We start from the raw sequence: 21,203 nt of genomic DNA, 5'->3' as shown, positions 1-21,203 counted from the left end.
CTGCCGTCAGCGGGCGGCGGGCGCCGGTCCGTTGTCGTTGAACCGGAAGCTGCTCGTCGGCGGGGCGTCACCCAGCTCCTCGAGGATGAGGCCGGAGCGTGCGGAGTCCCGCAGGAACGCCCCGGCGTTGCTGATCAGGTAGGACGGCGTGGTGCCGGTCGCGGCGAAGATCTCGAACTGCTGGCGGGGATCATCGGCGTTGCACGTGGCGGCCCGAACCTCCAACGGTTTGCTGTTGCCGGGATTATGCACCCGCCAGCAGAGCGGGCCGGCACTGGCCCGGGAGTACGACTTGACGAGGTACTTCTGCCCACCCAGCGGGGTCGGCACGAACAGCTGCCGGCCCTGGTCGTCGTCGACCTCGGCCAGCCGCCCGGAGTCGGTCAGCGACAGGCCGCTCTCGAACGCGCCGACCCGGACGATCGTGTACTGCCGGGTGCCGGTGAACCCGCGTGGGGCCCTGGTCGCCGTCGGCAGCGTGGCCGACAATCCCACCGGTACGCTGTCCGCCACGGCCGTGGTGTCCCGTTGCGCCGGGCCCGCCTGCCCACCGTCGGCCCCGGGCCGGGTGTCCACCGCACAGGCCGCCAGCGCCCCGGTCAGCGCCAGCAACCCGGCACCCGCGAGCCATCGTTTCATCACCATTGTCCGCTCCTCCACCTGTGGACGTGGTCGGCAGGTCCGTCGTCGCACCGGCCCGGTGTCGGCGTCCCGCCCGACTCACCCTTCAGGACGCTCCACACCGTCGCCCGGTTTCAGTCCCACCCCACGATCTTCTCCGGCACCACCGGCTCTTCCGACACCACCGGTGACGGATCCGTGACGTCGGGCCCACCCGTCCGGTCGGTCGGCCGGGCGGGTCGCGGGTACCGTCGTCGGGTGCCCGAGCTGATCGCACCCGCCGTCCAGCTGTACGACGCCTGGCGGGAAGCGCACGCGGAGTGGGGGCCGGGGTGGCACGAGGACGGCTTCGGTGCGGCGGTGTCTTCGAGGGCGTCGGGGACACCCGGCTCGGTCCCACCCGCCGACTACCGTTTCACGCTGCGTGGGTAGGACGGGCAGCCCACGGAGCGACACGCGGTGCGGGTGGCCCATGGGCGGGTGCGCGGCCGACGGGTTTGGGATGCTGTGCCGGTCCGACAAGCGACATCTTCCGACTCGAAGGGACCTTTCCGATGGCAAAGGTCATCTCCACACTCTTCATCTCGGCCGACGGCGTGGCCGAGATCGACCCCGACTGGCACTTCCCGTACTTCGACGACAACATGGGCCGGGCCGTCAACGAGGACTACGACGCCGCCGACGTGCTCCTCCTCGGCCGGGAGACCTACGACAGCTTCGCCGGGGCGTGGCCCGACCGGGAGACGGCGGGCGGCGACGACGCGCCGTTCGCCAAGCAGCTCGGCGACCTGCGCAAGGTGGTCGTCTCCCGGCAGCCCCGGGAGTTCCCCTGGCGCAACTCCGAGCTGCTCGACGGCGATCTCGTCGATGCCGTCGCCGCGCTCAGGAACGACACCGGCATCGGTGGCGTCCTCATCCCCGGGTCGATCTCCGTGGTGCAGCAGCTGCTCGCCGCCGGACTGGTCGACGAGCTGCGGCTGCTGGTGCACCCGGTGGCGGCGCGGAAGGGCCGCAAACTGTTCGACGACGGGGACGCGCCGTACCACCTGCGGGTGGCCACGGCGGAGGTGTTCCCGACCGGGGTGATCCGGGTGGTCTACGCGCCGGTCGAGTCGCCCGCCACGGTCGGCTACGACGGGGCCAAGGAGCAACTGTCGGCGGGAGAATAGCCGCCCGGCCCGCGCGGGCCGTCCCGTCGTCGCGCCACCGGCGTCGCGGGGGTGTCCGGCCGGCGGTCCGCGGCGGCGACCCGGCCGGCGTACCGGCTAGCGGGTTGAGCCGGGCGTGCGCCGATCCAGCTCGGCGGCGGTGACGGCCCCCCGGGCCCGCAACCAGACGACCAGCTCGGTGGCACCGCGCCGGACGGCCGCGTCCAGGGCGGTGCGGTGCTCCCACGGTGCCACCCAGTTGAGCTGGGCGCCCCGCTCCCACAGGTACCCGGCGCAGGACTGCCGGCCGCCGTGGCAGGCACCCCAGAACGCCACGTCGATCTCGTCCGCCGACGGCGGCACGACGTCGGTGCAGGCCCGCTCCACGCGGTCGAGCAGGCCGAGCGTGGCCGCGTCGGTGAGGGTGGTGCGGGCCCCCCGGACGACGAGCCGGTACGCCGCCCGCCACTGGGCGAAGGCCCGCGCGTCGGCGAGCGGCGTACCGCCGGCGATCACGCCCCCGGCAGCCTCGATGTCGGCACCCGCGTCCAGCAGCGCGTCGATGACGTCCACGTCGTTGCAGCTGGCCGCCCAGTGCAGCGGGGTCTCCCGGTGCGGTCCGACGAACCGGGCGTCGACGTCGCCGCCGGCGGCGACCAGGGCGGCCACGGTGGCCGCTCCGTGCGGAAACCGGCCCGGCCAGTCGGTGACGACGTGCAGCAACGTGCGGGACATCGCACTCGCACCGGGGGCCCCGCCGACGTGGTCGACCAGGCGCGCGGTGGCCAGCCCCGGGTGTGCGGTGAGCAGCCGCCGCAGCGTGGTCAGGTCGCCGCTGCGGATCGCCCCGGTCACCGTGGCCGCCAGCGGGTTGTCGACCGCGAGCAGCAGGAGGTCACCCGTCACCTTGGCGACCCTACCCGCCGTCGGGGGAGCACCCGGTCCAACGGTCGGGGGACGTGGTCCAGATCGAGGGCGTGCACCAGTGCGGCGGCGTACCTCGCCTTACGGCCGCTGGTGGTGCCCAGGAACCGGCGTAGCTGCCGCTGCACGGACCGACCGCGCTGGGCGGGCTGGTTCTGGAAGACCCGGAATCTGGGCAGGTCACCCTCGGTGTCGAGGACGTCCTCGACACCGGAGGGACCCAGCGCGCGGATCAGCTCGTCCTCCAGATCGGCGACGCAGACCGGGAAGCCGAGAGCCTCCATCGTGGTCCGGCTCAGGTCGACGCCGAGGCCGACCTGCTCCAGAGCGCGCCGGAACCACCCCTCCTCGGCCTCGTCGCAGAGACCCCGGACGGCCAGGCCGAGACCCGGCGGGCCGAGCAGCCGCAGGAACCGGCCGGCGCTCATCGCGCCCCCCATCGGCAGCACATAGACGCCCTCGTCGGTCAGGTCGCGGTCACGCCGCACGGCCAACGCCTCGACCGCGCTCCGGTCGCTGACCCCCTCGACGAGCACGACCGTGGCCACCCCGGCACCGGCCAGGCGGCGGGCGATCACCGCGGCCCCCGCCGCGTCCGCGCCGCCGGCCGCCCAGGCGCGGACGGCGGCGCGGAAACGGTCGGGCTCTCGCACGGGTGGCAGTCTCGCAACCACCGGCCGGGGCCGCCACCGGGATTCGGCGGCGGTCGGCGGCCCGGCGGCACACCTCGACCGGGCGGTGGACCGGGCACCGGAAAGCGGCCGGGCCGTGGCGGGCGGAGCAGTGGGGGGCGTAGCCCTCGGCCGCGTGGTTCCCGGAACGTGTCCGGGCGACCGGCGACCTGCTGATCACCCGGTCGGCCTGCGCTCCGAACCCGGTCCGACCCGCGGCGCGGTGAACTGGAGCCGCCACCGGGAGCCGTGCCGGCTGAGCCGCACCACCGCCAGCGGGGCGACGTCCAGGCTGGGCAACACGGCCATCGGAAGCTGCAACGCGTGCACGATCGCCACCCGGACCACCATCGGATGGGTCACCGCGGCGATCCGGACACCCGGGGCGAGCTGACCGTCGAGCCAGCCCCCGACCCGGTCGCGCAGTGCGGCGAGGGACTCCCCGCCGTGCGGTGCCACCTCGGGGCTCTCCCACCACTGCCGTAACGCCTCGGGCTCCCGCGCCCCCACGTCCGCCAGGCTCCGCCCGGCCCAGGCGGCGTAGTCGCAGTCCGCCAACGCGGCCTCGACCGTGGGACGCAGCCCGAGGGCGTACGCGGTCTGCGCCGCTGCCGCCGCCGGGCTGGTCAGGCAGAGGTCCACCCGGCCCAGGGGAGTGCGCCGGTCAGGGCCGACGAGGGCGAGAGCGGCCTGCCGGCCGCCCTCGTCCAGGTCGTCGTCACCCGCGCCGAACACCCCGCGCCGCAGGGCGCCGGTGTGCGCGTGGGCGACCAGCCGCAGGCTGGTCGCGCTCACGGGTGAGCCGGTGTGCCCTGACCGATCGCCGGCTCACCGGGGCGGTCGCCTGCGTGCCGCTCGCTTCTCGGCCGTCCGCCGCCCCGACTCATCAGGGCGCTGAACAACAGGCCGATCGCGGTCCAGAGCACCACCTGGGTGCCGAGCGAGGCCAACCGGAAGTTCCACAGCAGGGTCGCCGGGAAGTCGTCCGGAACCTCCTGGAACGACGGCAGGACCACATAGCCGACGACGGCGACCAGGAGGAATCCGCCGACGCCCGCCCCGAACCGTTGCCAGACCGGCGCGTCGGCGCGCACCGACCGGTAGCCGAGGGTGCCCGCCCAGACCGCCACCAGGCCGAGGACCACCAGCGCCAGATAGGCGACGGTGCGCTGGTCGATGGTGTCGGGATCACCGACCGCCGGTGGATTGGCCGGGTACTTCCCGAACGGCACGAGCACCGCGCCGACCAGGGTGCCACCGGCGAGCAGCAGCACCGACCGGCCGTCGTCCGTGCTGCGCAGGCGACGGCGCAGCAGCACGTACGCCGTCGCCAACAGGCCGCCCATCGCGGTCCCGAACAGCCCGGTGGCCAGGAACAGGCCGGCCCGCTGCCCGCCCCGACCGACCAGGTCGTCCGCGTGGTGGTCGTCGGCCACCGGCCCGGTGTGGGTGGCCGACTCCTCGATCGCGATGGCCGCCTCGATGCGCGGCTCACCGACGAGATAGCCGAACGCCCCCGCGAGCAGGCCGGCGACGAGACCGGCGAGCAGACCGCGGAGCAGGACGGTGGCGAACGTGGGTGGACTGTGGGGTGTGGTCAGTGGCACGGGACACCGAGCAGGTGCCGCCCGTCGTGCATGAGTTCGTGCAGGTACATGCCGCTGCGCGAGATCGCGCCCTGATCGAAGGCGACCAGGTAGGTGAGCAGGAGGAGTACGCCGACGACGACCAGGGCCGTCCCCCACACGCGGGCCGACCCGACGGGCTGCACCAGCGACTGGGTGGGAGTGGAACTCGACATGGGACACGAACCTTCCCGGGGATGACGCGTCCCCATCGCAAGGCTGCGGACGACCGAGCGTCCTGGCTCGTGGCACCGTCGTCGACGGAACCGCTCACAGTGGCGCGACCGCGCCGGAATCTCACCGGCTTACCTCGCGACGCCGCAGATAGTAGGTCGACCGTAACGGCGCGACCCCCGACTGGTCAATCGTCACCCTGACGAATGTGAGCCACCCCGGGCGGAAGCCCGACGCCTGTGACGGGTCGACGGTCCCGGCCGGCCGTCGCGCGACAACCGGCCGGGACCGGTCATCGACCGGCGGGTGCGGGTGACGTGGGGGTGGTGGTGCGCCGACGCCGTCGCGAGGTCGCGCCCAGGACGACGTCGACGATGAGGAAGGCCAGGAGGGTGAGCCCGAACAGGGGCAGCGCCCAGCCGATCACCGCCGTCGACGGCACGCCGACGAGCAGGACCCACCGCGGTACGGCCCGCACGCCGCCCCGGGCCGGTGGGGTGCCGACGAGCGCGCGCCGGTCGGTGCGGGTGGGTCGCCGTTGCCACCACATGCGGTAGCCCCACACGATGACGCAGAGCAGCCCGAGCGCCAGCGCGGCGAGCAGGAGCTGGTTGACCGGGCCGAAGAGCACGCCCATGTGGGCCTGGATGCCGAGACCACTGAGCTGGGCCAGCAGCGGCCAGTCGGCGAAGTCGCTGCGGGCGGTGACGGTGGCCGTGGCGGGGTCGACGGCGACCCGGTCCTTCGCGACCGGCCAGGTGTTGTCGACCTGGGTGACCGTCCAGGCCGAGCCCGGCTCCGCAGCCGGGGCGATCTCGACCGGGCCGGCCAGCCCGGCCGTCCGGGCGGCGGTCAGCACCCGGTCGAGGGCGGCCGACTCGACCACCCCGCCCGCCCCGGACGCACCGTGGTGACCACCGCCGTCGGTGTCGGCCGGGTCGCTCGGCGTCGCGGTGAGGGCGGTGGACAGCAGCGGGGCGCGGGCGTCGAGCGAGTCGAGGCCGGCGCCGAAGTTCGCTCCGGCGTACCGGGACCAGGTCAACCCGGTCGCCGAGAGGAACAACAGGCCGACGGTGAGCCAGATCCCGAGGGTGGCATGCCAGCCCCGGGTCCGGCGGACCCCCCGGGCGGCGGACAGGTCCGGCACGAGCAGGTGCCGCACGGTGGCCCGGGAGGCCCGGCGGCGTCGCCACCACAGCACGACCCCTCCCAGCGCGATGATCCACAGCCAACTCGCGGCCAGCTCCGAGTAGTGCCGGCCGACCGCCCCGAGGTGCAGGTTGCGGTGCAGGTCGTCCAGCCAGGTGGTGGCCGGGGTGGACCCGAACCAGGTGGTGAGCTGCCCCTGCACCCGTGCCGTGTACGGGTCGACGTACACGGTGTGCTGCTTCTCCCCGTACTCCGGGGCCGCGAACACCACCCTCGTGGCCTGGTCACCCGTTCCCGGCTGCACCGAGGCGACACTGCCTTCGGGGTGTGCGTTGCGGGCCGCCCCGACCTGGTCGGCCACCGGTAGTGGCCGCTCACCCACCTCGGCCACCGTCGTCCGGTCGCCGTAGAGCACCCCGTCCACCTGCGGCGCGACGGTGTACGCCAACCCGGTCAGCGCGGCGACCACCAGGAACGGCGCGACCAGCACACCCGCGTAGAAGTGCAGCCGCAGCAGCAACGCGCCGAACGGTGAACCACCCCGGGTGGACCGGACGGGCGGGTCGGCGGGTGGGGCGGGTTCCGGCCTCGACGGGCCGGGCAACTCAGTGACAGACATAATCATCCGATCGAGATCGTCGGGAGGTACCGATGGTCGTCCCGTGCCTACGGGCGGATCAGCCCGCGTTCGTGGTGCCGGCGTCGCGCCGGCCCGCCCTCAGCGGCGAGTCGACCGGCGTCGCCACCGCAGCGCGCCCGCCGCCACCGCCAGGGCGGCCACCGCGCCGCCGGCCACGCCCAGGACCGTGCCCCGACCGTCGTCGTCCCCGGCCGGGGCCGCGGCGGTGGCCGGGGCGGCCGACGCGGTGCTGGGGGCGACGGTGGGCGCGGCGGGGTCGGCCACGGTGAACGGGTACGACCCCTGCACCGGGTGCCCGTCGGCGGACACCACCCGGTACGCGACGGTGTACGTCCCGTTGGGCAGGGTGTCCGTCACCTGGACGGTGCTCTTCGTCCCGTCGACCACCGGATCGCCGGTGGGGACGCGTCGTTTCGTCCCGTCGGTGAGCACGATGGTGGTGAAGGCCGGGTCCAGCCGGGCCAGGAACTCGAGCGTGATCTCGGTGGGTGCGCGGGACAGGGTCGCCTCCCGAGCCGGTGAGGCCGAGGTGAGGCTGTTGTGTGCCCAGGCCGGCGTTGCGGCGACGAGAAGCGCCAGCACGGTGGCCAGCAGCGCGGCGGCGAGCCGGCAGGTCGAGGTGATCATGACGCTCTACCGGGCCGGCTCATCCGAGCACCTGCTGACCGATCCAGCCGTCGGGTGGGCAGCCGGGCGGGACGGCGAACACGGCGGAGCCGATCGGGGTGGTCCATTCGTTGAGCAGGTCCCGGTCGGCGAGTCGTCGTTGGATCGGCAGGAACTGGGCGGTGATGTCGGCCTGGTAGGCGGCGAAGATCAGTCCACTGTCGGCGTGCCCCTGCGGGGTGGGTGTGCCGTCGTAGTTGTAGGGCCGGCGCAGGATCTTCAGCCGGTCGTCGGTGACGTGGGCCCGGGTGAGGTGGGAGAAGTCCGGGATGACGGTGAGGCCGTCGTCGCCGGTGGCGGCGAAGTCGGGTTCGTCGTGTTCGGCGGTGCCGGTGAGCGGGGCGCCGGTGTCGAGGCGGCGGCCGATGGCGAGTTCCCGGTCGGTGCGGCCGAGCAGGTCCCAGGTCTCCAGGTTCATGCTGATCCGGCGGACCACGAGGGTGGTGCTGTCCTTGAGCCAGGCCGGGCCGTCGGGCACCCACACGGCGGTGTCCGACGGCGGGCCGGGGCGGGGGTTGGCGGTGCCGTCGAGCTGACCGAATAGGTTGCGTTGGGTGTGGCCGGCCGGCTCGACACCGGGGCTGCGCCGGAAGCCCTGCTGCACCCAACGGACGGTGGCGAAGGGCCGGCTGTCCTTGATCAGCACCCGTTGGGCGTGGGCGACGGTGACCGCGTCGTCGGCGCAGATCTGCACCAGTAGGTCCCCACCGGACCAGGCCGGCTGGAGCCGGTCGACACGGAACGCCGGCAGGTCCACCACGGACGGCGGCCGGCGGTCGTCGACGCCCGCGGCCCGGTAGAGGCCGGGGCCGAAACCGAAGGTCACGGTGAGCCGGGCGGGCAGCAACCCGAGTTCCGCCTCGGTGTCGGCCAGCGCCGGCCGGCCCTGGGTGAGCCGGGCGGCGTCGTCGCTGAGCAGCCGCAGCAACCGGCCCAGCGCCGCCCGGTCGGTGCCCGGCCGCAGGGTGAACGCGACGAACGCACCGTGCGCCTGTGGCTCGGTGGTGACCCCGGCCTGCCGGAGACCGTGGAACGGCTCGACCAGCGCACCGACGGCCGCCACCGGGCTCGGCGCGGCCGCCGCAGGCGGGCCACCGGCCTGGTCACCGGTAGCGGCGGCGACCACCGCCGCGCCGGCCACCGCGCCACCCGCGGCCAACGCCCCACCGGCGAGCAGACCCCGCCGGCTCACCGCCCGGGCGGGCGGGGTCGTGGTCACGACGCCGGACTCGTCGTCGGCTGCCCGCTCATGCTCGGCTGCCCGCTCATGCTCGGCATGGGAGCGCCGTGGCCGGGGGCGTAGCTCTCCTGCGCGCCGGTGAACGGCTTCGCCACGGCGGTGAACTGCTGGGTCCGGCCATCGCCGAAGGTGAGGGTCACGGTGAGGGCGTCACCGGCCTGCACCGGCTGACGCAGGTCCATCAGCATCAGGTGATCACCGCCGGGCTCCAGGACATGGGTGCCCTTCGCCTTGATCACGATGCCACCCTCCTTCTGCCGCATGACCATCTTTCCGTCCTTCATGGTCATCTCGTGCAGCTCCATCGGCGACACCGACGTCGTGGCACCGGTCAGCGTCACGTCGGCGTCGCCGCCGTTGACCAGGGTCGCGAAGGCCGCCGTCATGCCCTTGTCGGCCGCCTTCACCCACGGGTCACGAATGTCGACCACCCCCGTGACCGCGCTCGCCGGGGCCGAAGCGCTCGACTGCGGAGCTGCGGCCGGATCGGCCGGGCCGCAGCCGGCGGTGCCGAGCGCCAGCAGCGCTGCGGCGGTGGTGGCGAGGACGACCGACGGGCGTCGATACGAGCCGAGTGGACGGGTGGGGCGCATGGGTTCTTCCTCCGTTGTGCTGGTGCTCTGTCCCGTTGGTCGGTCACCGGGCCCTGGAGGTTCCGGCCGGTCGGCATCGACGTTTCGTGGCCGGTCAGGCCGCCGACCGGTCGCGGATCCGCGCCGAACCGACGTGCGGCGGCACCAGGCGCAGGGGCGGCGTGGCGGTCGGTACGTCGTGCGCGGCCAGCCGCCACGCGGGACGGTCGCGGTGGTCGCGGCCCGCCGGCCCGTCGGGTCGCAGCCGGGGTCGGGACAGGGCGACCACGATCAGGTAACCGGTGAGCAGGAAACCGTGACTGACCAGCCGGGCCGGCTCCACCCGCCCGGTGACCAGGTCGTTGGCCGAGAGCAGCACCAGTGCCCCGACGAAGGCGCTCAGGGTCGGCAGGAGCCCGCTGGTCGGGGTGCGCCGGGCCGCGACGAACAGGAAACCCGCGCCGACGGCGATGTTCCAGGCGGCGGACTCGTGCCACAGGTGCCCGGAGGTCAGCGTGTCGAGCGCGCCGTGGGCGTGACCGGCAGCCGGGCCCCGCCCGACCTGGGCCAGTCCCAGCACCAGTTGCAGTGCGCCGATGAGGGCCAGCCCGGTGCGCAGGGCGAACACGAGCCGGTCGCGGAGCCGGCGGGGTGCGGGGAGCGCGGCCAGGACGGCGTCGGTGAGATCGGGGCCGGGCACCACCCGACGCCGCTGGCCGTGGGCGGGGGCGGGGCCGGAGAGGGCCAGTCGGGACCGTCTGGTCACCGTCGCGGCCCGGTCACACCAGTCTCGGCAGCCCGTGCATCCGTCCAGGTGGGCGTCGACCGCGATCCGCTCGGCGGGGGTCTCCTCGCCGTCCAGCTGCGCCGACAGGATCTCACGCCACTGCTCACACCCCATGTACCGGTAGTCGGACCGGGGGGCCTGCTGGTTCCCGTGGACCGTGGTCGCGACCCAGGTCAGCGGTCAGCCGGCGGCGCTTCCGGGCCGGCGGCGGATCGAGCGGGGGTTGCCCTCGACCAGCACGACGAGATCCTCCCGGGCCCGGGCGACCCGGGACCGGATGGTGCCGACCGGACAGCCGCACACCTCGGCCGCCTCGGCGTAGGACAGGCCGAGGACCTGGGTGGCGACGAACGCCTCCCGACGGTCGGCGGGCAGGGCCAACAGCAGGTCGTTGAGGACCACCTCGCCGTCGAAGCCGCTGCCCCGGGTGTCCGGGGTGTCGTGCCACTCGGACAACGGCACGGTGCGCGGGCGCGACGTGGCGGCCCGTACGTGGTCGACGGCGGTGCGCCGGGCGATGCCGAGCAGCCAGGTCCGGGCCGACGACCGGGCGGCGAACGACGGCAGCGACCGCATCGCCCGCAGGTACGTCTCCTGGGTGAGGTCGTCGGCCTCGGCCGGACTGATCAGGTGGGCGACGAACCGTCGTACGTGCTGCTGGGTGGCCCGGATGAACCGGGCTGCTGCCTCCCGGTCACCCCGACCCGCGGCCAGCGCCCACGCGGTGACCTCCGCGTCGTCGTCGCTCACCTGCTACCTCCGTGTCCGGTCGCGCACGCCCGCCAACCGTAACGACGGGGTGTAGTAGGTCTCGGGTGAGCGTACGGCATACCCGGCGTCACCCTCGCCCACTGGTACGGACGGGAGCCGGCAACGGATCACCTCGTCCTTACCCGGTGGCGCGGTCCCGCGTCGGGCGGTGCCGTCGCCGCGGCGAGTTTTGATCATCCGGGGTCGGGATTGGGACGTCCTGGCCAAAACTTTTGCCATCTGCGTAAAAAGTTGGTGAACTCTTGATCGAAGTCCACTCTTCGTGAGGATGATCCGATGCGCTGTTCCCCTCCAGCCACCGGGCCCACCGGGCGTGCCCTCGCGGGCCTCCTCGCGTTCGTGCTCGCCTCGGCGGTCGTCCTGCTCCCCACCGCCCGGCCGGCCCAGGCACACGGCACGCTGGCGATGTCCACTCCGGCGGCCGACGCCACGGTGAGCGAGGCGCTGACGGAGGTGGAGCTGTACTTCACCGAGCAGGTCGCCGCCAACGCCTACTTCACCGTCACCGGCCCCGGGGGTGGTCGGGTCGACAACGGCTGGCGGCAGGGCTCACCCCGGCCCCTGGACAAGCCGGTCCGGGAGTACCTGCTGGTCGACGGCAAGTTCGAGCCGAAGGAGTACAGCACGGGTTTCCCGGCGGTGGTGACCCTGGCCCACCTGCCGGCGGCGGGGCAGTACGCGGTGAGCTACCTGTCGGTGGCCTCGGACGGCGAGCCGGTGCGGGGCACCATGAGTTTCCGGTACACCGGGCGGGCGACGGCCGCCCCGCAGGGCTGGCGGCCACCGGTCGACCAGCCGGACCCGGCGTTGTTGGCCGCCGCCGAGCAGCACGCCACCTCCGGCCACACCGGCGGCGCAGCTCCGGGCGGGCCGGCCTCCGCGGTCCCACCGGCCCCCTCGACGGCCGCCACCGCCGCGGCCCCGCCGGCCGCCGCCACCCCCGGCAGCGACGAGAACGACCTCGGGTGGCTGGCCTGGGCCGGCGGCGCGGTGCTGGTCGTGGCGGCGGTCGGCTTCGCGGCCTGGCGGCGTCGCCCGGTCCCGGCTGCCCGGCCCGCCGGCCGCGCCGGTGGCCGGCCCCGCAGCCGGGGGTCGGTCGCCCGGTCCGCCGCCGGGGCCCGCCCGACCCGGTCGACGACGGCGCGCGGTCGCCGGGGGGCGAACCGTCCCGCTGCCCCGCGCGCGGGGGTCACCGAGCCGGTGCCGGCACCCACCGCCACCGAGGTGGCACCCGCCAAGGCCGCCCCCGCCGCCAAGGCCGCCCCCGCCACCAAGGCGGCATCAGGCGCCAAGGCGGCATCAGGCGTCAAGGCGGCAGCAGGCACCAGGGGAGCCGCAGCCAGCACGGTCGCGCCCGCCACCGGGGCGGTACCCATCACGGCCGAGGCGGGACCCGCCGTGGCCGGGACGGCAGCGGAACGGGGCACCCGGCTGGGCAACACCGGCCTCGCGCTGCTCGTCGGAGGGCTGGTGGTCGCACTGCTGGCCGGGTTCGGGCTCGGCCGGCTCGGCTCCGGCACCCGGCCCGCCGACCGCAGCGCGACAGCGCCGCCGGTCACCGGGGCGGCGCTGTCGGCGGGGGACGGGCACCAGCACGGACCCGGCACCGGAGCGCACACCCATCCCGGTGACGGCGCGACACAGGCGCAGGTGACCGGGTTGTCGGTGAACTCCGGCGGCTACACCGTGCAGCCGCAGGCCAGGACCCAACCAGCGGGGGTACGCACGGACTACCGGTTCCGGATCGTCGGTGCCGACGGTCAGCCGGCGACCCGCTTCGCGGTCGTCCACGACAAGCAACTGCACCTGGTCGTGGTGGGCCGCGACCTGAGCGGCTACCAGCACCTGCATCCCACCATGGCGGCGGACGGCACCTGGACGGTCCCGCTGACGCTGGCCCGACCCGGCGGCTACCGCATCTACGCCGACTTCTCGGTGACCGGCGTCGACGGCAAAACGGTGCCGCTGGTGCTGGGCGTCGACCACCAGGTGCCCGGCGCGCACACTCCGGCCCCGCTGCCGCCCGCCGCGCAGCAGTCGACGGCCGGCCCGTTCACGGTGACCATGACCGGTACGCCGACGGTGGGCGTGACGGTGCCGCTGTCCTTCCGGCCCGACGGGGTCGAGCCGTCCCGGCTGGAGCGCTACCTGGGGGCGTACGGGCACCTGGTCGTGGTGCGGGAGGGTGACCTGGGCTACGTGCACGTCCACCCCGAGCCGGAGCTGGTGGACGGGACGGTCCGGTTCTGGCTGACCGCCCCGAGCACCGGCCGGTACCGCGCGTTCTTCGACTTCCAGGTCGACGGTCAGGTGCACACCGCGCAGTACACCCTCGACCTGGGCTGAGCGCCGGCCCCGGCGACCGGTCCCCGGGATTGCCGACCCGGCGGGTGATCCCGGCAGCCGGGCCCACAGGCGTCAGCCGGCCGGGCTGTCCGGCGGGGGTGAACCGGTGGGCCCGGCCGGGGCGAATCGGAGGGCCCGTACCCGGGGTGTCGGTGGCAGCGGCCATGATGGGCCGGTGAAGATCCTGTCCATCCAGTCCTCGGTCGCCTACGGTCACGTCGGCAACTCGGCGGCCGTGTTCCCCCTCCAGCGCCTCGGGCACGAGGTCTGGCCGGTGCTCACCGTGCACTTCTCCAACCACACCGGCTACGGTGCGTGGCGCGGGCCGTTGCTGGCCCCGGCCGACGTGGCGGAGGTGATCGAGGGCATCGCCGACCGTGGGGTGCTCGGCACCGCCGACGCGGTGCTGTCGGGCTACCAGGGCGACCCGGCGATGGGTGCGGTGATCCTCGACGCGGCCGACCGGGTCCGGGCCGCCAACCCGGACGCGGTGTACTGCTGCGACCCGGTGATGGGCGACACCGGCCGCGGGATGTTCGTCCGGCCGGGCATCCCGGAGTATCTGCGCGACGTGGTGGTCCCGCGGGCCGACATCATCACCCCGAACCACTTCGAGTTGGACTTCCTCGCCGGCCGGACGACCACCTCGCTGACCGCCGTGCTGGACGCCGTCGACGTGGTCCGCGCCACCGGCCCCCGCGACGTCCTGGTCACCAGCGTGCTGCACGACGACGTGCCGGCCGGCTCGCTGGAGGTGGTGGCGGTCTCGGACGAGGGTGCCTGGGCGGTGACCACGCCGCTGCTGCCGATCAGTCCTAACGGCGGCGGCGATGTCACCGCCGCGCTCTACCTGGCCCACCTGCGCACCACGGGCTCACCGGCGATCGCCCTGGAACGGACCATCGCCTCGGTCTTCACCGTGCTGGAGCGTACCCTCGCGGCGGGCACCCGGGAGATCCAGCTGGTCGCGGCCCAGGACGCCATCGCCGACCCGCCGACCAGGTTCGTCGCGCGCCGGCTGCGCTGACCCCGGTACGGGCTGCGACCCCGTACCGGCCCCGGCCGGCGCGACGGTCAGGGCGACGTGGAGAACGCCGCGACGAGGCCGAAGCCACCGCAGCAGAGCACCCCCAGCACGGCCAGCGTGACGAGCAGGATGCTGTAGTTCGACCACATGCCGAACTTCGTCACGTCGGTGCCCTGCCCGTCGTGGACCCGGTTGCGCCAGCCGCCGAAGCGGAACGACAACGGGTACACCACCCCCGGCTGGGTGACCAGCGCGGTGGTGATGACGGGGATGCCCATGAAGTCGGTGTAGCGGACGTCGTGCGGCCCGGCCGGGACGGCCACGTACCAGGTGCCCTCGCCCGGGATCGCCACCAACCGGCCGTCGACCTTGAACCGGCTCGTGGAGGGGGCGGGCACCAGGTACGGCCCCCGGTTGACCGAGACGGTCAGCACCGCGTGCCCCGGGGGCGGCGGGATCGGGTGGGGGTAGGCGATCATCGGCGTGACGCCGCCGGGCGCGGCCGGGTACGACGGCTGAGGGGGATACGACACCGCCACATCCTGGCACGGCCCCCGGACCACGTCCGCGCGGGCGGCGTACCACCGGTGGAAGTGGGATGGTCCGGCGGCCCGTCCGTCCGGCGCGCAGGCCGATCGCCCTCCGGTTGAACCGTCGGCACCCCGGTTCGTAGAAGGGGACCGGGACGGGAGGATGTCGGTGGGACCAAGGGTGTGGAGAGCGATGGTGGGGATGCGGCGAGCCTTTGTCACGGTGCTGCTGGTCGGGATCGTGCTGGTCGTTCCGGCGGGGCCGGTACGTGCGGTGCCCGCCGAGACCGGCCGGTACTACGTGGTCGGGCCACCCGTCGACGGTCAGCGGGAGTACCTCTACGCCATCGCGCTGCGTACCCTCGGCAACGGTAACCGGTTCCGGGAGATCGTCGAGCTGAACGCGGGGCGGGCCCAACCGGACGGCGAGACGTTCACCGACGGCGTGGTCCTGCGCCCCGGCTGGCAGCTCGTGTTGCCCCGGGACGCGAAGGGCCAGGGGGTACGGATCGGACGACTGCCGCAGCTCGGCCCGTCCGCCCCGCGTCCGCCGGCTCCGAGCGCCCCGGCCACGACCCCGGCGCGTCCCAGCCCGACCCCACGGGCGACGACGTCCGCTGCGCCCCGGCCCGCCACCACCCCGGCGCAGGCGGGCACCCGGGCGGTCGCCCGACCCCCCGACGGCCCGGCGGCGGCCGGCCCGCTGAGCCCGCTGCTGATCCGGGGTACCGCCGGGCTGCTGGCGGTCTTCTTCGCGGCGGTGGCGGTGATGCTGCTGCGGCGGGGCGGGAGCCGCCGGGTGGTGCTGGAGGACGACGGGCCGTGGCCGCCGCAGCGGCACCACACCCCGACCCCCGCCGAACTCGCCGCCGGCCCGGCGGTCGGCGACGTGGACACCCCACCACCGCCTACCAGTGGGCCGGCCCCGGCTACGGCACCCCGAGCGGCTCCGGTGGCCGCAGCGCCCCGGCCGGCTCCGGTGGCCGTGGCGCCCCGACCGACCCCGCCGCTGCCACCGCCGGTCACCCGGCCGATCCCACCGCCGCCCGTCACCCGGCCGGCCCCGCCATCCCCGGTCGCCGGGCCGCTCCCGCCGGCACCGCCCTTCGCCCCCCAGCCGCCCTCCGCCCCCCAGCCGTCACCGCTCCCACCGGCACCGTCATCCCCGGCCCCGCCGGTACCGTCACCAGCGTCCCCCCCGACCCTGGCGGTCCCGGCACCGTCATCCCCGGCCCCGGCCCCGGCCCCGGCGGTACCGTCACTAGCGTCCCCACCGACCCTGGCGGTCCCGGCACCGTCACCGGCCACCGCGTCACCGACACCGTCGCTGCCGATCCAGCCACCGATCCCGGCGTCACCGGCCCCGGCGTCATCAGCCGTGGCGTCACTGGCCCGGACGTCGCCCCCGCAGCGCCCGGTCCCGGTACCGGCCACGGCTCCGCCGGTGCCATCGGAGCCGACAGTGCAGCGTGCGCCCGGCACCGGCGCTGCGGAGCCCGCAGGGGCCACGCCCCCCGCCGCACCGGCACTCCCGGTTCCGGTGCTCCCGGCGAAGCCGGTCTGGCCGCCCCGGTCACCGCAGTCGGCACCGCCTCGACCGACCCCGGTGGACCTGGCGACGGTCGAGGCGTCGGAGCCGTCGGGTGCGTCGGAGCCATCAGGGCTTCCGGAGCCGTCGGGTGCGCCGGCCCCGGCCCGTCCGGTCACCGGCACGCCGGTCGCCCCGCCTGCCGTACCCGAGCTGCCCCGGCCGACGGTGCCGGGCGGCAACGAGGTCCCCTACCTCAGCACCGAGCTGGAAACCGAACTCGGGCCGATCCAGGTCCGGTTGGTCGGGGTGGCGGCGGGCCGGGGTGCGCCCCCCTACGCCTGGCTCGGCCCGGACGAGGCCGCGCCGCCGGCGACCCTGCCGCTGGTGCTGGGGCACCGGGGACCCTGGCGGCTGCACGTCGACCTGGGCCGGGCACCCGACGTGCTCACCCTCGTCGGCGGGACCGACGACTGCCGAGACACCGCAGCCCTCTTCGCCCGCCGGCTACGGTCCGCCGGGATCGGGGTGGCCACGGTGGGTGGGGTGCTCGGTGCGCAGGCCCCGGAGGGCTGCCGTGCGCTGCCCGGGTTACCGGCGGCCCCCGCTCCCGACGTGAACCCCGCCCCGCCGTACGTGGTGTTCACGCCCGGTCTGGCGGGTGCGGAACTGGCCGGGGCGCGTCGACTCGCCACGGAGAGCGGGGGACGGTGCGTGCCGGTGGTGATCGGGCCGGTGCCCGCCGGCCGGTGGTCGGTTCAGGTGGCGTCGACCGGCGGCGGGTCGACCACCCGGGCCGGTACGGCGGACTGAAGGCCGGCGACGACGGACGGCAGCGGGCCGGGGGTGAGATCCCCGATCCGTTGCCACCCGCCGCCCTGCGCACGGTAGGCGCGCTGTACCACGATCCGGTCGTACGACCGGCTGCCGAGGACCAGCGCCACCCCCGCGTGGTGCAGCCGCGCGACCCTGGTCCGGGCCAGGGGCAACCCGGTCAGCGCGGTGTGGGTGGCGTCGACGTCGACGGTGCGGCCGGCCGGCACCCGGACCTCCACCAGCAACCGGCCCGGCCGGGCCACGGGCCGCTGTTGGTGCAACGGCAACCAGCCCCGGGGCAGCCCCCGTGACCTGGCCGGCAGCAGGGCGTACGCCGTCCGGGTGCCGAATCCGGGCCAGCGGCGGACGTCGTGGGGTAGCCCGGCGACCGAGCGGCTGGTGGGCGCGGGCCGGATCCGCAGTGGTTCGCCGTCGGCGTCCACGGTGGGCAGCAGCCGGCCGTGCCCGTCGGACCGGAACCCGCCCACCAGCCGGACCCGGTCCAGCCGGGCGGCCGGCAGCAGGTAGGTGTCGGGGCTGCCCAGGACGTACTTGAACCGCGCCGGGACGTGGGTACGCAGCACCGCCATGGCGACGGCGCCGCCGGGGCCGATCCGGACCCGCAGCAGGTCGCTGCCGGCCGGGGCCGACCGGGGATCGAGGAAAGCGGCCAGGAACAACTCGACGCTCGGCACACCGTCGGTGACGGCGCGGGCCGGATCACCCTCGGCGAGGACGAACGCCTCGAACGCCTCGGCGTTGACCTGCTGGCCCCGCCGCAACCAGGGTGGACCGTAGTCCGCAGCCCGGCGGTTGTCGGTGACGAGTGCGGGGCGGGGCAGGGCCACGGCCGGCTGCTCCGCCGCGGACCCGACGGTGGTGCCGGCCGGTGCCGGGGCGGGTGCGGTGGCGGGGGTCGAGGTCGAGGGCGCGGGACGGTCCGCCGTCGGGCCCCCGGTGTCGACGCCGTCAGGTTCGCCGGCCCGGTCCGCCGGCGGACGGTCGGACACTGGGGTGGTGTCGACGGTCCCGCCGGTGGCCGACGCCATCACGATCCGCTGCCGGTCCAGCCGGGACACCAGCAGCCCGTCGGGGGTCGCGTCGAGGGTGGCCGGCCCGTCGGCGTACCTCGGTCGGTGGGCCTGCCAGGCGGCGATCGCGCCGGCCGGGTCGAAGGAGCGCAGGTCACGGCGGTCGTCGATCAGCTCGGCCCGACCACCGGGGGGTGGGGTCCAGACGGTGGCACCGGTCGTCTCGGCCAGCTCGACGACCTGGGTGACGAGCCGGGCCTGTTCGTCGGCGTCGGACGGCCAGGTCAGCCAGAGCCGCAGGTCCGCGCCGTAGAGCGGGAGGTCGCCGAGGACCGCGGCGAGCTGCCCGCCGCTGTGCACGTCCTGGGTGCCGCTGTAGTTGCCGACCAGGAAACCCCCGGACCGGGCCGTGACGGCCACGGTGACCACCCCGGTCGACGCGCCCAGCCGGTGCGCGGTGGCCCGTCTGGTGACGAAGTCGGCCCGGGTGGCAAGGGCGAGACCGTCCGGCAGCGGCAGGCCCACCACCCCGGTACGGGGGCGGACCAGACCGTCGTCCACCGCGAACCAGCCGGGCAGCGAGGTGGCGAGATCCGGTGGTTGGAGCACGAGCCAGTCCATCGGCTGGCGGGTCACCCGGTCCAGCGGCACGGCGTCCAGCGGCCCGCCGTCGGTGGTCGACCGGGTTGCCGGGCCGGTCGTGCGCTCCGTGGCGTGCCGGATGTCGGACCCGTCCGGGCTGACCAGCACGTCGTGGCCGAGCAGGCCGGCCACCTCGGTGAACAGTTCGACGTGCCGGGCTCCGTCGTCGGCGAGGATCCGCACGTCCTGTGCCGCGTCCGCGCCGTGCCGGACCAGGGTGGCCACGGCCCGGGCGTCGAGCGGTCGACCGGGGTCGGTGGGCACCACCAGCCGTCCGCCCGGCCCGGGTGCCAACCACAGGTCGAACAGCCCGGCGATGCGGCGGTGTCGGCGGGGGTCGAAACGACGGGTGGCCGGCACCCGGTCGAAGCCGTTGCCGCCCGTCGGCCCTGCCGTACGCCCAAGCCCGTTCACCGCCGCCCCACCTTCGTCTCCACCGGGCCTGACGGCCCGGTCCCCTCGGTCGTCGTCGCCACCGTCGGCGGTGGACCGTCGGCTGCCCACCGGTCATCCGCTCCCATCGGGGGGACGGCCCGAGGAGATCTTCCCGTCATCGTCGGCCGGTACTCTCGGCAGACCTCATGACGAGGATCATGGAAATCTGGTTCAGATTGATTTGAACGAACTCGCCGCTGATCCGCAATAGACGGTGAAGGCCGGTGACGCTCGGCCATGGTGACTGAAGGGGGACACCCAGTGCTGGCGAAGCGCTCGATCCTTGCCCGCCTGCTCGCGGTGGCGATGGCTGGCTGCGTGCTCATGGCGCTGACCGGGCCGGCTGTGGCGAAGGCCACCAACGATCCGCAGCCCTACGTGAAGTTCTACGTGGTCGCGGCGCAGTACCAGGGCCAGCCGGAGAGCCTGACGGCGATCGCACGACGGTTCCTCGGCAGCGGTGAGCGGTCCGCGGAGATCTACCACCTGAACACGGGACGGGTGCAGCCGGACGGGTCCCGGCTGACCGACCCGGGCCGGTTGAAGGCCGGCTGGCAGTTGGTGCTGCCGTGGGACGCGGCCGGTGAGGGGGTGACGTACGGCCAGCTCCCGGCGGGGAAGCGGCCCACCCCGACGGCCCGGCCCTCCGGCGCGGCCGGTCCCACACCCGGCGCCGCCAGCCCGACCCCGCCCCCGACGCCGAGCCCGAGCCGTACGGGCGCCAGCCCCCGCCCCGGGGGTGCCGGCCCGAAGTGCACCGCCACGACGGGGTCGAGCAGCCGTTCGGACTGGGCGCAGCTGCGGATGGCCGCCGACAGCGCCTGGACCCTGACCCGGGGCAACGGGGTCAAGGTGGCGGTGGTCGACAGCGGTGTCGACGCGAGCGTGCAGCAGCTCAGCGGCCGGGTCGCGGTCGGCGCGGACGTCACGGTCGGCAACGGGCGTGGGGACACCGACTGCCTGGGCAGCGGCACCGCGATGGCGGGCATCATCGCCGGTGACAGCAGTGTCGACGGTAGCCCGGTCGGCATCGCCCCGGACGCCACCATCCTGCCCGTGCGGGTGGTACGCGGGTCGGGTGCCGCCCGGGCGGCCGACGCGGCGAACGCCATCGAGGTGGCGGTCAGCGCCGGTGCTTCGGTCGTCGCGGTCGGCTCGCACGTCGACCTCGGTGACCCGGCGGTGGCGTCCTCCGTGGCCACCGCCCTCGACCACGACGTCCTGCTGGTGGCCGGTGCGCCGACCAAGGCGGTGACGCCGCCGTCCCCGGCCGGCCGGTCCGGAGGTGGGGCGCTGCTGTTCACCGGCGGGGTCGGGGCCGGTGACCAGCTCGCCGAGCAGTACGTGGCGGGCGCGGTCGAGGTGGTCGCGCCCGGGGTGGACGTGGCGAGCCTCGGCGTCGGCGGCGGCCGGGCGGTCAGCAACACCGGCACCGAGTTCGCCGTGGCGTTCGTGGCCGGGCAGGCGGCGCTGATCCGGGCGGCCCAGCCCGACCTGACCGCCGCGCAGGTCAAGGAGCGGATCCGCGGCACCGCCGACGCGATCGGCACGGCCCCCGACGCCAAGTACGGCTCCGGCATGATCAACCCGGCCGCCTCGGTGTCGGTGGCGGTGGACGACCGCAACCAGGTGGCCAGCCAGCAGCAGGGCAGCACCGGCGCGGCGCTGGCCGTCATCCTCGGCATCGCGTTGCTCTGCGGCGCCGGCGTTGTCTTCGGGCTGCGCCTGCGTCGCCGCCGGTTCGCCGGCTGAGCCGACACCGGGCGGCCCGACGCCGGTCGGTCGACGTCCGACCGGCCGGGCGGACCAGGTCGGTACGGCGGATGCCCGGTGGCCCACCCCCTGTGGGCGGGCCACCGG

The 21,203-nt window shown here is 75.0% G+C and carries 20 protein-coding genes and 1 riboswitch; of the genes, 6 read left to right on the top strand and 14 right to left on the bottom strand.

The window, feature by feature from the left end; all coding sequences use genetic code 11:
* Nucleotides 1-6: 6 nt before the first annotated feature.
* Nucleotides 7-645, bottom strand: a complete 639-nt coding sequence (locus JQN83_RS07075; RefSeq protein WP_208566223.1) for a hypothetical protein — start codon at nucleotides 643-645, stop codon at nucleotides 7-9.
* A 234-nt stretch (nucleotides 646-879) separates the two neighbouring features.
* On the opposite strand from JQN83_RS07075, the gene JQN83_RS07070 reads away from it, so the two are divergent.
* Both JQN83_RS07070 and JQN83_RS07065 read left to right on the top strand, forming a co-directional pair.
* Nucleotides 880-1,053, top strand: coding sequence for a hypothetical protein (locus tag JQN83_RS07070; protein WP_208566222.1), 174 nt, complete (start codon nucleotides 880-882; stop codon nucleotides 1,051-1,053).
* 122 nt (nucleotides 1,054-1,175) lie between these two features.
* Entirely contained in the window at nucleotides 1,176-1,790 is a 615-nt protein-coding gene (locus JQN83_RS07065) for a dihydrofolate reductase family protein (protein ID WP_208566221.1), read from the top strand.
* Nucleotides 1,791-1,886: 96 nt separating this feature from the next.
* Here JQN83_RS07065 and JQN83_RS07060 read toward each other — a convergent pair whose 3' ends face one another.
* The 11 genes from JQN83_RS07060 to JQN83_RS07010 form a co-directional block, all read right to left on the bottom strand.
* Nucleotides 1,887-2,675: an ankyrin repeat domain-containing protein gene (locus tag JQN83_RS07060; RefSeq protein WP_208566220.1), complete on the bottom strand. Its 789-nt coding sequence runs from the start codon at nucleotides 2,673-2,675 to the stop codon at nucleotides 1,887-1,889.
* Nucleotides 2,672-3,346, bottom strand: coding sequence for a TOPRIM nucleotidyl transferase/hydrolase domain-containing protein (locus JQN83_RS07055; RefSeq protein ID WP_307799070.1), 675 nt, complete (start codon nucleotides 3,344-3,346; stop codon nucleotides 2,672-2,674). Before JQN83_RS07055 ends, JQN83_RS07060 begins: the two co-directional genes overlap by 4 nt.
* 195 nt (nucleotides 3,347-3,541) lie before the next feature.
* On the bottom strand, nucleotides 3,542-4,159 hold the full coding sequence (locus tag JQN83_RS07050; RefSeq protein ID WP_208566218.1) for a histidine phosphatase family protein: 618 nt from the start codon (nucleotides 4,157-4,159) through the stop codon (nucleotides 3,542-3,544).
* On the bottom strand, nucleotides 4,156-4,971 hold the full coding sequence (locus tag JQN83_RS07045; RefSeq protein WP_208566217.1) for a CbtA family protein: 816 nt from the start codon (nucleotides 4,969-4,971) through the stop codon (nucleotides 4,156-4,158). The genes JQN83_RS07050 and JQN83_RS07045 overlap by 4 nt, the downstream gene beginning before the upstream one ends.
* Complete coding sequence (locus JQN83_RS07040; protein ID WP_208566216.1) at nucleotides 4,962-5,165, bottom strand: CbtB domain-containing protein; 204 nt, start codon at nucleotides 5,163-5,165, stop codon at nucleotides 4,962-4,964. Before JQN83_RS07040 ends, JQN83_RS07045 begins: the two co-directional genes overlap by 10 nt.
* Before the next feature lie 60 nt (nucleotides 5,166-5,225).
* A riboswitch (cobalamin riboswitch) is annotated at nucleotides 5,226-5,294 on the bottom strand.
* Between the two features lie 161 nt (nucleotides 5,295-5,455).
* A complete protein-coding gene (locus JQN83_RS07035) occupies nucleotides 5,456-6,931 on the bottom strand; it encodes a PepSY-associated TM helix domain-containing protein (protein WP_208566215.1) in 1,476 nt (491 codons plus the stop codon).
* Between the two features lie 99 nt (nucleotides 6,932-7,030).
* Nucleotides 7,031-7,579, bottom strand: a complete 549-nt coding sequence (locus JQN83_RS07030) for a copper resistance CopC family protein (RefSeq protein ID WP_208566214.1) — start codon at nucleotides 7,577-7,579, stop codon at nucleotides 7,031-7,033.
* A 19-nt stretch (nucleotides 7,580-7,598) separates the two neighbouring features.
* Nucleotides 7,599-8,810 (bottom strand): Dyp-type peroxidase, encoded by a 1,212-nt coding sequence (locus JQN83_RS07025; RefSeq protein ID WP_208566481.1) that lies wholly within the window; start codon nucleotides 8,808-8,810, stop codon nucleotides 7,599-7,601.
* 23 nt (nucleotides 8,811-8,833) lie between these two features.
* Nucleotides 8,834-9,451 carry a copper chaperone PCu(A)C gene (locus tag JQN83_RS07020; RefSeq protein WP_208566213.1) on the bottom strand — a complete coding sequence of 206 codons (618 nt, stop codon included), beginning with the start codon at nucleotides 9,449-9,451 and terminating at the stop codon, nucleotides 8,834-8,836.
* Between the two features lie 94 nt (nucleotides 9,452-9,545).
* Nucleotides 9,546-10,331 carry a zf-HC2 domain-containing protein gene (locus tag JQN83_RS07015; RefSeq protein WP_208566212.1) on the bottom strand — a complete coding sequence of 262 codons (786 nt, stop codon included), beginning with the start codon at nucleotides 10,329-10,331 and terminating at the stop codon, nucleotides 9,546-9,548.
* A 66-nt stretch (nucleotides 10,332-10,397) separates the two neighbouring features.
* A complete protein-coding gene (locus JQN83_RS07010) occupies nucleotides 10,398-10,967 on the bottom strand; it encodes a sigma-70 family RNA polymerase sigma factor (RefSeq protein WP_208566211.1) in 570 nt (189 codons plus the stop codon).
* Nucleotides 10,968-11,264: 297 nt separating this feature from the next.
* On the opposite strand from JQN83_RS07010, the gene JQN83_RS07005 reads away from it, so the two are divergent.
* Entirely contained in the window at nucleotides 11,265-13,334 is a 2,070-nt protein-coding gene (locus tag JQN83_RS07005) for a copper resistance CopC family protein (protein WP_208566210.1), read from the top strand.
* Nucleotides 13,335-13,509: 175 nt separating this feature from the next.
* Nucleotides 13,510-14,361: a pyridoxal kinase PdxY gene (gene pdxY, locus JQN83_RS07000; protein WP_208566209.1), complete on the top strand. Its 852-nt coding sequence runs from the start codon at nucleotides 13,510-13,512 to the stop codon at nucleotides 14,359-14,361.
* A 47-nt stretch (nucleotides 14,362-14,408) separates the two neighbouring features.
* Here the strand turns inward: pdxY and JQN83_RS06995 are convergent, their stop codons facing one another.
* Nucleotides 14,409-14,894 (bottom strand): hypothetical protein, encoded by a 486-nt coding sequence (locus JQN83_RS06995; protein ID WP_208566208.1) that lies wholly within the window; start codon nucleotides 14,892-14,894, stop codon nucleotides 14,409-14,411.
* Nucleotides 14,895-15,093: 199 nt separating this feature from the next.
* On the opposite strand from JQN83_RS06995, the gene JQN83_RS33685 reads away from it, so the two are divergent.
* Entirely contained in the window at nucleotides 15,094-17,232 is a 2,139-nt protein-coding gene (locus tag JQN83_RS33685) for a hypothetical protein (protein ID WP_208566207.1), read from the top strand.
* Here JQN83_RS33685 and JQN83_RS06985 read toward each other — a convergent pair.
* Nucleotides 17,178-19,322, bottom strand: coding sequence for a hypothetical protein (locus JQN83_RS06985; RefSeq protein WP_244251856.1), 2,145 nt, complete (start codon nucleotides 19,320-19,322; stop codon nucleotides 17,178-17,180). The two genes, JQN83_RS33685 and JQN83_RS06985, sit on opposite strands and share 55 nt — an antisense overlap.
* A 282-nt stretch (nucleotides 19,323-19,604) precedes the next feature.
* Here JQN83_RS06985 and JQN83_RS06980 point away from each other — a divergent pair, with 282 nt between their 5' ends.
* The gene (locus tag JQN83_RS06980; protein ID WP_208566206.1) at nucleotides 19,605-21,095 is read left to right on the top strand and encodes a S8 family serine peptidase; all 1,491 of its coding nucleotides are present in this window, start codon (nucleotides 19,605-19,607) and stop codon (nucleotides 21,093-21,095) included.
* Nucleotides 21,096-21,203: the final 108 nt, after the last annotated feature.

This window comes from Micromonospora antibiotica (assembly GCF_017599305.1).
Classification (GTDB): Bacteria; Actinomycetota; Actinomycetes; order Mycobacteriales; family Micromonosporaceae; genus Micromonospora; species Micromonospora antibiotica.
Note: the sequence above shows the minus strand (reverse complement) of the source record. Positions and strands in the feature narration are given on the sequence as shown.